This window comes from Pseudomonas allii (assembly GCF_055380095.1).
Window position 1 is genome coordinate 3,756,043 of the sequence record NZ_AP039450.1, and the last position, 15,273, is coordinate 3,771,315.

11 protein-coding genes are annotated in these 15,273 nt (G+C 61.9%); 4 read left to right on the forward strand and 7 right to left on the reverse strand.

Annotated features, from left to right (window positions below; genetic code table 11):
• Positions 1-33 precede the first annotated feature (33 nt).
• The 3 genes from ACZ445_RS16765 to ACZ445_RS16775 all read left to right on the forward strand — a co-directional run bounded on the left by ACZ445_RS16765 (position 34) and on the right by ACZ445_RS16775 (position 2,456).
• Positions 34-948, forward strand: a complete 915-nt coding sequence (locus ACZ445_RS16765; protein WP_058424192.1) for an EamA family transporter — start codon at positions 34-36, stop codon at positions 946-948.
• A 294-nt stretch (positions 949-1,242) separates the two neighbouring features.
• Positions 1,243-1,728, forward strand: coding sequence for an MFS transporter (locus ACZ445_RS16770; RefSeq protein ID WP_464707301.1), 486 nt, complete (start codon positions 1,243-1,245; stop codon positions 1,726-1,728).
• Positions 1,671-2,456 carry an MFS transporter gene (locus ACZ445_RS16775; protein ID WP_464707302.1) on the forward strand — a complete coding sequence of 262 codons (786 nt, stop codon included), beginning with the start codon at positions 1,671-1,673 and terminating at the stop codon, positions 2,454-2,456. The genes ACZ445_RS16770 and ACZ445_RS16775 overlap by 58 nt, the downstream gene beginning before the upstream one ends.
• Positions 2,457-2,536: 80 nt before the next feature.
• Here ACZ445_RS16775 and ACZ445_RS16780 read toward each other — a convergent pair whose 3' ends face one another.
• Complete coding sequence (locus ACZ445_RS16780; protein ID WP_071488022.1) at positions 2,537-2,761, reverse strand: DUF465 domain-containing protein; 225 nt, start codon at positions 2,759-2,761, stop codon at positions 2,537-2,539.
• Positions 2,762-2,936: 175 nt separating this feature from the next.
• Here ACZ445_RS16780 and tkt point away from each other — a divergent pair, with 175 nt between their 5' ends.
• Positions 2,937-5,000, forward strand: coding sequence for a transketolase (gene tkt / locus ACZ445_RS16785; RefSeq protein ID WP_464707303.1), 2,064 nt, complete (start codon positions 2,937-2,939; stop codon positions 4,998-5,000).
• Between the two features lie 121 nt (positions 5,001-5,121).
• On the opposite strand, the gene uvrA is transcribed toward tkt, so the two are convergent.
• The 6 genes from uvrA to lexA all read right to left on the reverse strand — a co-directional run bounded on the left by uvrA (position 5,122) and on the right by lexA (position 15,178).
• Positions 5,122-7,641, reverse strand: a complete 2,520-nt coding sequence (uvrA, locus tag ACZ445_RS16790; RefSeq protein ID WP_464707304.1) for an excinuclease ABC subunit UvrA — start codon at positions 7,639-7,641, stop codon at positions 5,122-5,124.
• Positions 7,638-9,350, reverse strand: coding sequence for an ATP-binding protein (locus ACZ445_RS16795; protein ID WP_464707305.1), 1,713 nt, complete (start codon positions 9,348-9,350; stop codon positions 7,638-7,640). Before ACZ445_RS16795 ends, uvrA begins: the two co-directional genes overlap by 4 nt.
• A gap of 108 nt (positions 9,351-9,458) precedes the next feature.
• Positions 9,459-12,551 (reverse strand): error-prone DNA polymerase, encoded by a 3,093-nt coding sequence (locus ACZ445_RS16800; RefSeq protein WP_464707306.1) that lies wholly within the window; start codon positions 12,549-12,551, stop codon positions 9,459-9,461.
• The gene (locus ACZ445_RS16805; protein WP_464707307.1) at positions 12,527-13,939 is read right to left on the reverse strand and encodes a Y-family DNA polymerase; all 1,413 of its coding nucleotides are present in this window, start codon (positions 13,937-13,939) and stop codon (positions 12,527-12,529) included. The genes ACZ445_RS16800 and ACZ445_RS16805 overlap by 25 nt, the downstream gene beginning before the upstream one ends.
• A gap of 7 nt (positions 13,940-13,946) precedes the next feature.
• Positions 13,947-14,561: a translesion DNA synthesis-associated protein ImuA gene (imuA, locus tag ACZ445_RS16810; protein WP_458958828.1), complete on the reverse strand. Its 615-nt coding sequence runs from the start codon at positions 14,559-14,561 to the stop codon at positions 13,947-13,949.
• Positions 14,561-15,178, reverse strand: coding sequence for a transcriptional repressor LexA (gene lexA / locus ACZ445_RS16815; RefSeq protein WP_464707308.1), 618 nt, complete (start codon positions 15,176-15,178; stop codon positions 14,561-14,563). The genes imuA and lexA overlap by 1 nt, the downstream gene beginning before the upstream one ends.
• Positions 15,179-15,273 lie beyond the last annotated feature (95 nt).

The window sequence follows — 15,273 nt, forward strand, 5'->3', positions numbered from 1 at the left end:
GAACCTCCCTGTTCACTGCGTAATAAAACAACGATGCTGCAGCAGATTCCCTTGCGTGCGGCCGATATGACCAAGCCTTCATTTACCTATCTATTGGCGGCCTCCAGCGGCTTAGCTGCCAATATTCTCCTTGGGGTATCGTCGCTGTACTGGCGAGAGCTGAACGAACTCACGCCCCAGGTTCTGGTTGCCTACAGGGTCCTGCTATCCCTGCTCGCACTGGCTGTGATCATTGGGTTTGGCCAAGGCTTTCGTCACCTCGTAAAGCTCAATATCCGCACCTTAGGCCTGCACTGCACTGCTTCTTTTTTGGTAGCCGTTAACTGGGGATCCTTCATATGGGCATCCCTGCACGGCCATGTGCTTGAAAGTGGCTTCGGCTATTTGTTTGCCCCGTTTTTATCGATAACGATGGGCGTCTTTTTCTACCGCGAGAAGCTCAGGCCTGCACAGACTGTTTCAATGCTGACTATCATGGCCGCAGCCTTGCTGCTGGCGCTAACCAGCAGCGAGCTCAACCACTGGATTTACGTGCTGATCGCCGTCACTTGGGGGAGTTACACCTGCATCAAAAAAGCCACGCCGTTGAATGCGGTAGAGGGCTTGTTCGTCGAGACTCTGTTTTTAACACTCGCCATCGTGCTCGCTGTTGCGCTGCTTGGATGGAGCCTTGCCTGGCCAGACCCCATGTCAACTCAGGCTCAGTGGCTGCTTCCCCTGGCAGGCGTAATATCGGTCGTGCCCTTGATAATGTTTGCCTACGCCATCGGCAGAATCCCGCTTTCCCAGGCAGCCTTATTTCAATTCGTATTGCCCATCACGCAGTTTTTGATCGCTGTGTATGTGTACAAGCAACCGATCTCGATGAATGCGTTGCTGCTGTACTCATTCACGGTAGGCGTGCTGATAGTGCTCATAATCTATGAACTGGCGACTCAAAAAAAATAGTAATTACAAGGTGACGCGTATGTGCTCCCAAACTCCAGACATAAGCCCCATTGCGCTTATCATGCGTGCAATGCAAAAATACACCACAAAGAACAACTCACATTAAACCCAACAGAAAAATACTACACGCATTTAGGAAGTCCTACATTTGCACAATGCTGGCAACATGGCTTCTACTGAGTGCCATTCAGGAATGATCAGCCTCCTTCCCGCCCCCAAAACAGACACTCAACAAGCATGCTTAAACCTATCAAAAACAAGAACGACAACTTATATTACGTTTTGTCTGTCTTCATGAACCTGGACGTCCAGAGAAGCTTATTTGTACTTTACCTACTGCAACTCGGTATCACCCAGGGAGAGATAGGTATCCTACAATCATTCTTGTTTTTTTCTTCAGTCGCGCTGGAAATCCCCTCTGGTTTACTCGCAGATCGATATGGGCGCAAGTGCACGCTTATCATCAGCTTTTTAGGCTTGTGTGTCAGTGGGATTGGTTTTTTGCTATTTTCGTCTTTTATTCCCTTCGCAATCATATTCTGCCTATTCGGTGCCAGCATTGCCATGGGGTCTGGTTCAGACAGAGCATTGCTGTATGACAACTTACTGGCAGAACATCGGGCTGATGAGTATCCTAAAATATTGTCACGCGCCCGTGCTGTTGGTGCGATATCGCTGAGTTTGTCCATGCTTCTTGGCGGTGTCATACAAGACACCTTGTCTTGGAACGGAGTCTATATTTTTTTGCGGCATCAAAACTCATCGGAGCCATCATTGTAGTATTCAACTCCGAAATCAAGCTTCCACCTATTTCACTAACCCCCAACAACGTAAATGAATTAAATACGACAACCGCAGAGGGTAGCTTTACTTCACTCATCAAATTTTTCAGCTCCAACAGAGGTGCTTTTCTGATACCTCTCTTTGTTGGATATGCTCTATTTGAACTCTCAACCATTCCTCTTTTCATCTACGGCCAGCCATTCTTCTCCCGGCAGGGTCTAGAAATACCTGTTATTGCCGGCATTTATGCCGCAGTTGAAATCATATCGGCTGCCATGTTTATGGTTGCAGGATATATTTGCTCCAGATTCACGCTTGGGGTGATAGCCGTCACCACCACTCTCATTGTCACCGCACTGCTCTTCACCCTATCTTTGAATACCGGAACACTCTCTTCAGTCGCAGTATTTATTTTAATCATGTCACTCCCCGCTATCTATGAAACTGCCTACGAGACCTACATCAATGAAAACATAGAGTCACGCATTCGAGCCTCCTGCCTCTCCGTCGCCAATCTAGTCAATTCGATCATCATCGGTATCTCCTACACTGTCTTCGGCGGGCTGCTGGATAGATATGGTTTCTCGTCGACGTTGATTGTTGTTGCAGGCGTCTGTTTTATGGGTCTCTTTTTTGCAATTACTACCTTACTGCTAGGTGGGCAACAACGTCGTAAAAAGAGCAAAAAGCTTGAATCAACCCGGTTTACTGGAGATGCGCCGTGACAGGCCTAAAGCCGGGTAGATAAAATACGTCCATAACCTTGTAGGAGCACGCTTGCTCCTACAAGGAGGCTCGATCGTGATCAGCCCAACTTCACCACAATCTCATCTTTGATCAACAAGCGTTTCTTCTTCAGCTTCTCCACATCCTCGTCGCTGGCACTTGCCGACTCCGCCTTCAGCACCTCTTTGTCAGCGTCGTCGTACTGCGTGAGCAGCGAGTCCAGGCGTTTGTCGCTCGCCCTGCGTTCGTGAACGACTTCCTTGCTCAACCCCAAGTCCTGATACAGGTCGTGTTTCACTGGCATGGCGTACCTCCGCATGTTGATCAATGGCTTACGCCCTAGAAGCTAGACCATTGCGAGGGGTCTTGTCATGTTCAGGGTCAATACAGCCCCGTTCGTCGCGGCGCGGGCGTTTGGATCAAACCTTTACCGCGCCTTGCCCTCCACTCTAGATAGCCACCCGAGGGAGAACGGTTTCATGACGCACGCTGCCACCGCTGTCGATACCCAATGCATCAACACCCTCCGCACCCTGGCCATGGATGCCGTGCAAAAGGCCAATTCCGGCCATCCGGGCACGCCCATGGGCCTGGCGCCGGTGGGTTATACGCTGTGGAGTCGTTTCCTGCGTTATCACCCGCAACATCCCGACTGGCCCAGCCGTGATCGGTTTGTGCTGTCCGTCGGCCATGCCTCGATGTTGCTGTATTCGCTGCTGCACCTGGCCGGTGTGGTGGAACTGGATGCCGACGGCAAGCGCACCGGCCAGGCCGCTGTCAGCCTGGACGATATCCAGCAGTTTCGCCAAGCGGGCTCCAAAACCCCCGGCCACCCCGAATACCGTATGACCACTGGGGTGGAGACCACCACCGGCCCGCTCGGCCAGGGCTGTGCCAACAGCGTCGGCATGGCGATGGCCGAGCGTTGGCTGGCCAAGCGCTTCAACCGCGAAGAAAAAACCCTGTTCGACTACAACGTCTACACCCTGTGCGGCGACGGCGACATGATGGAGGGCATCAGCGGCGAAGCGGCGTCCATGGCCGGGCATTTGAAACTGGACAAGCTGTGCTGGATCTATGACAACAACACCATCAGCATCGAAGGCCACACTGAGCTGGCGTTCAGCGAAGATGTGATCAAGCGCTTCCAGGCGTATGGGTGGCACACCCTGCATGTGACCGATGCCAACGACTTGCAAGCCCTGAGCAATGCCTTGGAGGCGTTCCATTGCAACCGCGGCGCGCCCACCCTGATTGTGGTCGACAGCGTGATCGGCTACGGCTCCCCGCACAAACACAACACGGCCGCCGCCCATGGCGAGCCCCTGGGCGAAGAGGAAATTCGCCTGACCAAGGCAGCCTATGGCTGGCCCGAGGATTCCAGCTTCCTGGTTCCCGATGAGGTGCGCACGCAATTGCGTGATGTTTTGCTTGAGCGCAGCGAGCCGCTGTATGAAAAGTGGAGCGAGCACCTGTCCCAGCTGGAACAGTACGAGCCGGAATTGGCCGATGAATTGAGGCGTATGCGTGCCGGGGAAATGCCGGAGCACTGGCAGAAACACCTACCGGATTTCGATACCGACGCCAAGGGCATCGCCAGTCGTGCCGCCGGCGGCCAGGTGCTGAATGCGTTTGCCGAACAGATCCCCTGGCTGCTGGGCGGCTCGGCCGACCTGTCACCGTCGACCAAGACCAACCTCACCTTCGACGGCGCCGGGCGTTTCAGCGCCGAGGACTACAGCGGGCGCAACCTGCACTTCGGCATTCGTGAACATGCCATGGGCGCCATCGCCAATGGCATGGCATTGTCCTACCTGCGGCCGTACACCTCGACCTTCCTGGTGTTCAGCGACTACATGAAGCCACCGATCCGCCTGTCGGCAATCATGGAACTGCCGGTGGTGTTCGTGTTTACCCACGACTCGATTGGCGTGGGTGAAGATGGGCCAACGCACCAGCCGATCGAGCATCTGACCCAGTTGCGCGCAACGCCGGGGCTGCTGACCTTGCGCCCCGGTGACGCGAATGAAACCCGCGAGCTGTGGAAGGTGGCGCTGGCACAGACCCATCGGCCGAGTTGCGTGGTGCTGTCGCGCCAACCGTTGCCGACGCTGGATCGTACGCGGTACGCGCCGGCATCCGGGGCCGCCAAGGGCGCTTACGTGTTGGCGGGTGCGGATGCGCCCCAGGTGATTCTGCTGGCGACAGGCAGCGAAGTCAGCCTGGCGGTGGCGGCGTATGAGCAGTTGAAGGAAGAAGGGATTGCCGCGCAAGTGGTGTCCATGCCCAGCTGGGAGTTGTTCGAGGACCAGGACCAGGCCTACCGCGACAGCGTGTTGCCGCCGGCGGTGAAGGCCAGGGTCGTGGTGGAACAGGCGGGTCCCCTTGGCTGGGACCGGTATGTGGGGCAAACCGGTGCCAAGGTGGTGATGAACAGCTTTGGTGCGTCGGCGCCGTTGGCACAGTTGCAGGAGAGGTTCGGGTTTACCGTAGAGAATGTGGTGAAGCAGGCGAAAGCGCAGATCCAACTGACTCAACAGTGATCGAAATGTGAGAGGGGCGGTGCGACGGTTCGACTTGCCCCCGATAGCGGTGTGTCAGTCGCATATCAGTTGACTGACACACTGTCATCGGGGGCAAGCCCCCTCCCACAAGTTTCCGCTTTTAGTTCAGTTCTTTGGCCAGGAATGGCGCAGTCCGGCTGGCCTTGCTTTTGGCAACCTTCTGCGGCGTCCCACTGGCCACCACTTTCCCGCCCAGATCCCCCGCCCCCGGCCCGATATCGATCACCCAGTCACTCTGCGCCACCACGCGCATTTCATGCTCCACCACGACCACCGTATGCCCCGCGTCCACCAGTTGGTTCAACTGGTTGAGCAGGCGGTCCACATCCCGTGGATGCAGCCCGGTGGTGGGTTCGTCCAGCACATACAAGGTCGCGCCCCGCGCATTGCGTTGCAGCTCGGTCGCCAGTTTGATGCGCTGCGCTTCGCCACCGGACAATTCGGTCGCCGGTTGCCCCAGGCGCAGGTAACCCAGGCCGATATCCCGTAGCACCTGCAGCGAACGCAACACCGCTGGCTGCTCGGCAAACACCTCCACCGCCTGTGCCACCGTGAGCCCCAGCACCTCGGCGATGCTCAAGCCTTGCCATTTGATCGCCAGGGTCTCGGGGTTGTAGCGCGCGCCGTGGCACGTCGGGCATGGCGCGTACACGCTGGGCATGAACAGCAGTTCAACGCTGACAAAGCCCTCGCCTTCACAATTCGGGCAACGGCCCTTGGCGACATTGAAGGAGAACTGCCCGGCATCGTAATGCCGCTTCTTCGCCGCCGGGGTGGCCGCGAACAGCTTGCGCACGTTGTCGAACAGCCCGGTGTAGGTCGCCAGGTTGGAGCGCGGGGTACGCCCGATGGGTTTCTGGTCGACCTGCACCAGGCGGCGGATATGCTCCAGCCCGGCGCGGATGTGACCGCCGCTGGTTTGCGGGGCGTCGTCTTCCAGGCTCGGCTCTTCGTCGTGTTCCACCACACGCCCAAGGCCGGCGCCCACCAGTTCCAGCAGTGCCTGGCTGACCAGGCTGGACTTGCCCGAGCCGGAAATCCCGGTGACCGCCGTGAAGCAGCCCAGTGGGAAATCCACGTTCAAACCCTTGAGATTATTACGCGTCACGCCCTCCAGTTGCAGCCAGCCGCTGGGTTCACGGCGCACCTGAGTCGACACGCGCTTTTCGGCGAACAGGTACTCACGGGTCTGCGACGCCGCCACCTGCGCCAGCCCTGCCGGCGGACCGCTGTACAGCACCTGCCCGCCCTGTTCACCGGCCGCCGGGCCGACGTCGATCAGCCAGTCGGCGCGGCGCATGGTTTCCAGGTCATGCTCCACCACAAACAATGAATTGCCTGCCACCTTCAAGCGGTCGAGGGCGGTGAACAACGCCTCGCCATCCGCCGGGTGCAGGCCTGCCGAGGGCTCGTCCAGCACGTAGATCACACCAAACAACTGCGAGCCCAATTGCGTTGCCAGGCGCAGTCGCTGCAACTCGCCGGACGACAGGGTCGGCGTGCTGCGCTCCAGGGACAGGTAGCCCAGGCCCAGTTCGGTCAAGGTACTGACCCGCTCCAGCAAGTCCTGGGCGATGCGCTGCGCGGCCAGGCGTTTCTCCACCGACAACTTCATCTTGTCCTGCCCCGCCGCCACCGGTCGCAGCAACTCGGCCAACTGCGTCAACGACAGTTGCGACAACTCGCCGATGTCCACCCCGGCAAACTTCACCGACAGCGCCGCCTGGGTCAGGCGCTTGCCGTCGCACAACGGGCAGGGGCTGCCCTGCATGAACTGCGACACGCGCTTTTTCATCAGTGCGCTCTGGGTGTGGCTGAAGGTGTGCAGGATGTAGCGCCGTGCGCCGATGAAGGTGCCCTGGTAGCTCGGCTCCAGTTTGCGCTTCAACGCATCGCGGGTCTGTTCCGGGGTGAAGCCGGCGTACACCGGGACGGTGGGGGTCTCTTCGGTAAACAGGATCCAGTCGCGCTGCTTTTTCGGCAGGTCGCGCCAGGGGATGTCCACGTCATAGCCCAGGGTCACCAGGATGTCCCGCTGGTTCTGCCCCTGCCACGCCAACGGCCAGGACGCCACCGCACGCTGGCGAATGGTCAGGGAAGGATCGGGCACCATCAGCGCCTCGGTCACTTCATACACACGCCCCAGGCCATGGCACTGCGGGCACGCGCCCTGGGGCAGGTTCGGCGAAAAGTCTTCGGCGTACAGCATCGCCTGCCCCTTCGGATAACTGCCGGCGCGGGAGTACAGCATGCGGATCAAACTCGACAACGTGGTCACGCTGCCCACCGACGAGCGCGCACTCGGCGTGCCGCGCTGCTGTTGCAGGGCCACGGCAGGCGGCAGGCCTTCGATGCTGTCCACGTCCGGCACGCCGACCTGGTCGATCAACCGCCGTGCATAGGGCGCCACCGACTCGAAATAGCGACGCTGGGCCTCGGCATACACCGTGGAAAACGCCAGGGACGATTTGCCGGAACCCGACACCCCGGTGAACACCACCAGGGCATCGCGGGGGATATCCACATCGACGTTGCGCAGGTTGTGTTCGCGGGCGCCGCGCACGCGGACAAAGCCCGAGGGTTGGGCAGTGATAGAGGGAATATTGCGCGTTGAAGTCATGGACAACCTTGTCGGGCGGTGAGCACGCTGCGCACCCGTTGCGTCAGCGCTTCGGGGCTGTAGGGTTTGCTCAGCAGATGAATATCGGGGCTCAGCAAGTGATTGCTGGAGAGAATGTCACGGGTGTGGCCGGAGGTGAACAGCACCGGCACCGCAGGCGTCTGCTGGCGGGCCCAGTCGGCCAGGTCGGTGCTTTTGACGCGGCCGGGCATGACCACATCGGTGAAGATCAGGTCCGGTGGCGAGCCTGCCTGCAGTTTCGACATGGCCTGGTCACCGTCTTCGGCGGTAAGTACGGTGTAGCCGGACTGTTCGAGCAGCTCCACGACAGTCAGGCGCACACCTTCATTGTCCTCGACCACCAGGATGGTTTCCTGTCCGCCGCTGTGCTGCACCTGGTCCATATGCACATCGAGGCTTTCCGGTTCCAGGCTGTGGGGGAAATACATCTGCACCACCGAGCCCTTGCCCTCCTCGCTCCACATTTCCACATGCCCGCCACTCTGGCGCACAAAGCCGAACACCATGCTCAGGCCCAGGCCGGTGCCATGGCCTTCACGCTTGGTGGTGAAGAAGGGTTCAAAGGCACGCTTGAGGGTGGTCTCGGACATGCCGACGCCGGTATCGGCCACCTCCAGGCGCACATACTCGCCGGGCTTGATGCTTTTGCCCGCGCAATCGTCCGGGTTGAGGATGATGTTTTCGCCGGAGATGCGGATCACCCCCTCGCCCTTCATGGCATCGCGGGCATTGATTGCCAGGTTGAGCAGCGCGTTTTCCAGCTGGTTGCGGTCGACGTTGATAAACCAGGCGTCCTGGGGCATCTGCACATCAATATGGATGGTTTCGCCCAACGCTCGTTGCAGCAATTCGCCAAGCCCGGCGTAAATGCGTTGCGGGTTATACACCGCCGGCGACAGCGGTTGACGCCGGGCGAACGCCAGCAGTTGCGACGACAGCTTGGCCCCACGCTCCACCGCCGCAATGGCGGCGGTGACACGCCGCTGCACCTGGGCGTTGTTCGGTTCCTGGCGGGCCAGCAGGTGCAGGTTGCCGGCGATCACTTGCAGCAGGTTATTGAAGTCGTGGGCCACGCCGCCGGTGAGGCCGCCGATGGCTTCGAGTTTCTGCGACTGGCGCAACTGGTCCTCGGCCGCGGAGCGCGCCTGCACCTCGGCGGCCACCCGTTGTTCGAGGTTGTGCGTGAGTTCCTGGCGCACCTGTTCGGACTTCACCAGTTCGGTGGTCTCCACCACAATCGCCAGCACGCCAGCCGGTTGTTGATCGTCGCCGGCCACCGGGCTGTAGTAGAGGTCCAGCCACACGGTTTCAGGCTGGCCGTTGCGCAACAGCACCAGGTCCTTGTTGTTGAATGACAGGGTGCCGCCGGCCAGGCAGGTGTCCATCACATGCCGATTGAAGTCGGCCACTTCCGGCCAGCCGAGTTCCACCGGTGTGCCCAGCAGGTAGGGGTGACGGCCACCGGCAAAGGCCGAGTAGCTGTCGTTATAGATCATGTGCCCCAGGCGTCCCCACAACATCACCATCGGCACGGGCGAAGCCAGCATCATCTGTACGGTACACGCCAGGCTGGTGGACCAGCGGTCAATGGGGCCCAGGTCGGTGCCCGACCAATCGAATGCGCGGATCCGCTGGGCCATTTCACCGGCCCAGCCTTCGCAGCCGTGGGGGTTGGATAAGAATTGCATCGGTTGGCTCTGTGCGCTAAGAGAACATCGGCAAGTTTTGGAGCGCTGCAAACCCGGATGGTTTCACCTCATCTGCATCAGAAGTGATTACAGCAGAAACCACGGGACTCAGTGAAAATCCCGACTGCGCACATTGATCCCTTCCAACAAGGGCGTCAGGTCGGTCAGGCGCCCGGCGATCAAGTGCCGCACCTCGCCCACCGCTTCCCAGCGCCCGTCCACCTTCAACAGCCGCGAGCCCACCAGCGCCTGGCGTTGACGCTCGGCCAAGTCACGCCAGACCACCACATTGAGGTTGCCGAATTCATCTTCCAGGGTGACAAAGGTCACACCGCTGGCAGTCCCCGGGCGCTGTCGACCGGTCACCAGCCCCGCGACGCTGACATTACGGCCGTGCTCCACCGTCATCAGTTCATGGGAGCTGCGACAGCGGCGCTTGCGCAATTCATCCCGCAGCAACGCCAGAGGGTGCGGCCCCAGGGTCGTGCCCACAGTGGCATAGTCAGCCTGCAGGTCTTCACCCACGGTCGGTGCCGGCAACTCGACCGCCGCCTCATCCGGGCTCGGCAGGCCGGCAAACAGCCCCAGTTGCTTGTGCACGCCGGCCACCGCCCAGCGCGCCGTGTGCCGGTTGTCAGCCAGGGCGCGCAAGGCCCCGGCATCCGCCAACAAGGCCTGGGCACGTGCATCCAGCCCGGCGCGCTCGTCCAGGTCGGCAATGTCGCTGAACGCCCGTCGCAGGCGCGCGGCTTCGATCCGTCGCCCATCTTCTTCGCGAAACCCGGAGATCATGCGCAAGCCCATGCGAATCGCCGGCTGCGCGCCGTCGATGGGCTCCAGGCTGCAATCCCAATCGCTGGCCTGCACATCCACCGGCCGGATCTGCAAGCGATGGCGCCGTGCGTCCTGCAGGATCTGGTCCGGGCTGTAGAAGCCCATGGGCCAACTGTTGATCAGCGCACAGGCAAACGCCGCCGGTTCATGGCACTTGAGCCAGCAACTGGCGTAGGTCAGCAAGGCGAAACTGGCCGCGTGCGACTCAGGGAAGCCATAGCTGCCAAAGCCTTTGATCTGCTCGAAGATCTGCGCGGCAAAGGCTTCGGTGTAACCGTTTTTCAGCATGCCGGTGCGCAGGCGCTGCTGGTGCGGCTCCAGGCCACCGTGGCGTTTCCAGGCGGCCATGGAGCGGCGCAACTGGTCGGCCTCGCCGGGGCTGTAGTCGGCGGCGACCATGGCGATCTGCATCACTTGCTCCTGGAACAACGGAATGCCCAGGGTGCGTTCCAGAACGGTTTTAAGCTCCGGCGAAGGATAGGTGGTCTCCTCCTCCTTGTTCCGCCGCCGCAGGTACGGGTGCACCATGCCACCCTGGATCGGCCCGGGTCGCACGATGGCGACCTCGATCACCAGGTCATAGAACTTCTGCGGCCTGAGCCTTGGCAACATCGACATCTGCGCCCGCGACTCGATCTGGAACACGCCGATGGTGTCGGCCTTGCTGATCATTGCGTAGGTGGCCGGGTCGTCCTTGGGGATCGTCGCCAAGGCCAGGTCGCGGTTGCGGTGACGGCGCAGCAAGTCGAAGCAACGCCGGATCGCACTGAGCATGCCCAAGGCCAGGATATCCACCTTGAGCAAGCCCACCGCGTCGAGGTCGTCCTTGTCCCACTGGATGATGGTGCGCTCGGCCATGGCGGCGTTTTCCACCGGCACCAGGGTGTCCAGCGGGTATTCGGAAATCACGAAGCCGCCAGGGTGCTGGGACAGGTGCCGAGGGAAGCCGATCAATTGCTGGGTGAGCGTGAGCACCCGGCGCAACAGCGGGCTGTCGGGATCGAAGCCGCCTTCGCGCAGGCGCTCCAGCGGCGGGGCATCGTCGCTCCAGCGCCCACAGCAGTCGGCCAGGGCGTTGATCTGGTCCGGCGGCAGCCCGAGGGCCTTGGCCACATCGCGCACCGCGCCAGCGGCGTGGTAACTGCTGACCACCGCGGTCAGCGCCGCGCGGGTGCGGCCGTAGCGCTGGAATACGTACTGCAGCACTTCTTCGCGGCGCTCATGTTCGAAGTCCACGTCGATGTCCGGCGGCTCGTTGCGCTCCCTGGACAGGAAACGTTCGAACAACAGACTCGTCAGGCTCGGGTCGATCTCGGTGATGCCCAAGGCAAAACATACCGCCGAGTTGGCCGCCGAGCCGCGGCCCTGGCACAGGATCGAACGGCTGCGGGCGAACTGCACAATGTCATGCACCGTGAGGAAATAGCTTTCGTAGCCCAGCTCGCTGATGAGCGTCAGTTCGTCATGGATCTGCTGCAAGGTCTTGGCGTCGACCCCCTGCGGCCAGCGCTGGGCGATGCCCGCTTCGGTCACGGCACGCAGCCAGGATTCGGCGTCGTGGCCGCTGGGCACCAGTTCACGCGGGTAGTGATAGCGCAACTGGCTGAGGTCGAAGGTGCAACGGCGGGCAATCGCCTGGGTTTCATCGAGCAGGGCGTGCGGGTACAGCGCGGCCAGGGCATCGAGGCTGCGCAGGTGCCGCTCGCCATTGGGGTGCAGGCGCGTGCCCGCTTCGGCCACCGGCACGTGATGGCGGATGGCGGTCATGGTGTCTTGCAGGGCGCGGCGGCCACGCGCATGCATGTGCACATCGCCACAGGCCACCGCCGGGATGTGCAGGCTGGCGGCCAGGTTCAGGCGTTGCTCCAGGTGGCGCGCATCGTCCTGGCCGCAGTGCAGGTGCACCGCCAGCCACAGGCGCCCGGCGAAGGTGCGGCGCAGCCACTGGATCGAGGCCTGGGTGTCGCCGTCCTCGGCAACCCACAGTGCCAGCAGGCCGGGCAGCGGTTGCTCGAAGTCCTCCTGCAACAGGCGATAGCGGCCCTTTTCCGCGCGCCGCCGGGCCACGGTGATCAAGCGGCACAGGTGCTGGTAACCGCTGAGGTCTTCCACCAGCAGCACCAGTTTCGGGCCGTTCTCTAGGCGCATCTCGCTGCCGATTATCAGCGGCAATTCCACCGCCTTCGCCGCCTGCCAGGCCCGCACGATGCCCGCCAGGGTGCATTCGTCAGTGATCGCCAGGGCGCTGTAGCCTTGGCGCTTGGCCCGTTCGAACAGTTCCAGCGCACTCGACGCACCGCGCTGGAAGCTGAAGTTGGACAGGCAGTGCAGCTCGGCGTAATTCATGCAAACCAGCCTTGCAGCCACAACCCATCGCTTTGCCCGACGTTACGAAAGGCCCAGCCTTGCTGGCCGGCGCGGGTCTGGATCAGGTAGTAGTCGCGGCGGATATCGGCGCCGTCCCACCAGCCCGACTCGATGCGTTCCGGCCCCATGAGGATATTCACGCCGTGTTCGGCCAATAGCGTAGGTTCGCTCAGCAACCAACCGGGGCGTTGCACCTTGTGCAAGGTCGGGCAGAGGTTTTTGTCGCTCGCCGCTTGCCAGGCGCATTCGGGGCGATGGTCGGCGTGGAAGCGCAAGCCCTGCACGGCCTCATCGCCGAGACGGGCGCGCAGACGTTCGCGCAATTGTTCCCACGGCAAGGTCTGTTGCGGGCGGTCGTCGAACAGGTCCTGGCGCTGCGGCACGAACACCGGCAAATCCTGGGCGACCAGGCGGAAACCGCGTACCGGTGAGGTGACCTGTACCTGCTCCAGGCGACCCCGGGCCAATTCAAACAGCATCGCCGGTTCGCGCTCGGCGCTGAGCAGGCCGACCTTGATCACCGTGTCCGGCGCCTGGGCGTGTTCCAAGTGCAAGTCAAAGCGCTGCACGCCACTGTCGCGGCCACACAGGAAGGCCGACAGATCGCCCGTCAAGCGTCGTAAAGGAAACAGCAGCGCCTGATGGGACTGCACGTCGAAATTCAGCTCGATGCGCACGTCGAATCGGTCCGGGGGCTGATAGAACGCCAAGGCCAATGGGCGCTGCCCGGTCAATGCGTCCAGGTGCTTGAGCAGGTCGGCATCAAAGCGTCGCGCCAAGGTGTGCCGAGGCAGCGCTTGCACCTGGGCCAGGCGGCGCAGGCCCATGCGCGACAACGCCGTGGCGGCCTGCGGGTCGAGGCCGGCGCGATCGATGGGCAGCGGCGCCAGGGCCTGTAGCAAGCCGTGATCCTGCACCGCCAAACCATCGTAGAAATTCGCCAGCACCCGCGCCGCCGCCGGGTTGGGCGCAGCGACGATGCGGTGACGAAAACCCAGTTCGGTCAATTCTTTGCGTAAGCGTGCTTCGAACCGCGGCCACGGCCCAAACAGGCCCAGGCTCGATTCAATCTCGAACAACAAGGCACGCGGGTAATACAGGCTGACCTGGGAACTGAACTGGTAGGCCCAGGCAGCCAGGAACTGTTGATGGCGCTCGATCTCGGCGGGGTCGTATTCGACGCTGGCAAAGGTTTTGGTCAGGGCATGCGCCGCTGTCAGGGATTGACCGGGGCGCAGGCCCAGGGCGCGGGCGGCGTCATTGACGGTTTGCAGCACGCGCCGCTGTGGCGTGCCGGCCAGCAGGGCCAAGGGTTGGTCCGGTTCGGGGTGCACACGCTGCACCCCGTCCAGCGCCAATTGCGGGAAGACAATACACACCCAGCGCATGACAACCTCAGTGCCCCGCCAGGGCAATCGGCGTCGGATGGGCCAGCCCGCCCCGGCACTTGAGCACCCTTACCTGCGCGGGCTTGGCCTCCACGGCCAGGCGTAACGCCGCGGGCGATGAGTTAACCGACTCACTCAAGGCGCGCCAGGCAAACGCCAGGGTCTGCCCGGTTTCCGCCGCCACTTGCAGGCGCCGCAGCGCCCGGTCATCGGCCTTGCGCGGCCAGCACAGCACCGCCCCGCAACTGCCGGAACGCAGGCATTGCTCCACCGCCCACAGGGCATCGCGTTCCTCGGCCTGGATCACCGAGAGCAGGCGCAGGTCCACCCCGGCGTTCTGCCAGGCATGGGGGTACGGTGTATACGGAGGCGCCACCAACACAATGCGCTCCCCTGCCTTCGACAAGCGCGCCAGGGTCGGCAGCACCAGTTGCAACTCGCCCACACCTTCCTTGGCCATGAGGATTTCACTCAAGGCCGCCTCCGGCCAGCCGCCCGTGGGCAGCACCGCGTCCAGGGCCGCCAGCCCGGTGGGATGCACACTGGACGGCGGCGCGGCGGGCCGGCCCTTCCAGACACGCCCGCCATTGAACAGCGTGTCCAGCGCAACCACGGCGCCCATCAGCCTTGCCTCACCAAACCGCAGAACACCCCTTCGATGGCCAGGTCCTGGTCAGGCCCCACCACGATGGGTTGATACGCGGGGTTGCGCGGCAACAGCCGCACGCTGTCGCCATTGCGCTCGAAACGCTTGATGGTCACTTCACCGTCCAGGCGCGCCACCACGATCTGCCCGTTCAAGGCCTCGGCACTGCGGCGTACGCCGACCAGGTCACCGTCGAGAATGCCGTCCTCGATCATCGAATCGCCCTGCACCCGCAACAGGTAGTCCGGGGTTTTCGCGAAGGTCGACGGGTCCAGTTGCAGGCGGCTGTGCACTTCGGCATCGGCGCCGATGGGCAAACCGGCGGCCACGCGACCGAGCACCGGCACATCCAGCCATTCCGGGCGCGCCGGCTGGTTGAGCAAACGAATGCCACGGGCCTGGTGGGGGTTGACCTCGATATACCCGGCTTCGGTCAGCGCCAGCACATGCTTGCGCGCCACGCTGCGCGAGGCAAAACCGAACGCCTCGGCGATCTCGGCGAGGCTCGGGGGCTGGCCTTGCTGCGCGATGCGGTCGCGGATAAAGGTCAGGATGGCGGTACGGCGGGGGGTTAGAGTCGTCATGGAGTACATTTGTACTCCTGTGGGAAATTTCTGACAATAGCCACTAGTCGCGCGATAGCGGACAAGCGTTGTCGAACCGTCCCACATAACCGCCGGATTAGCGC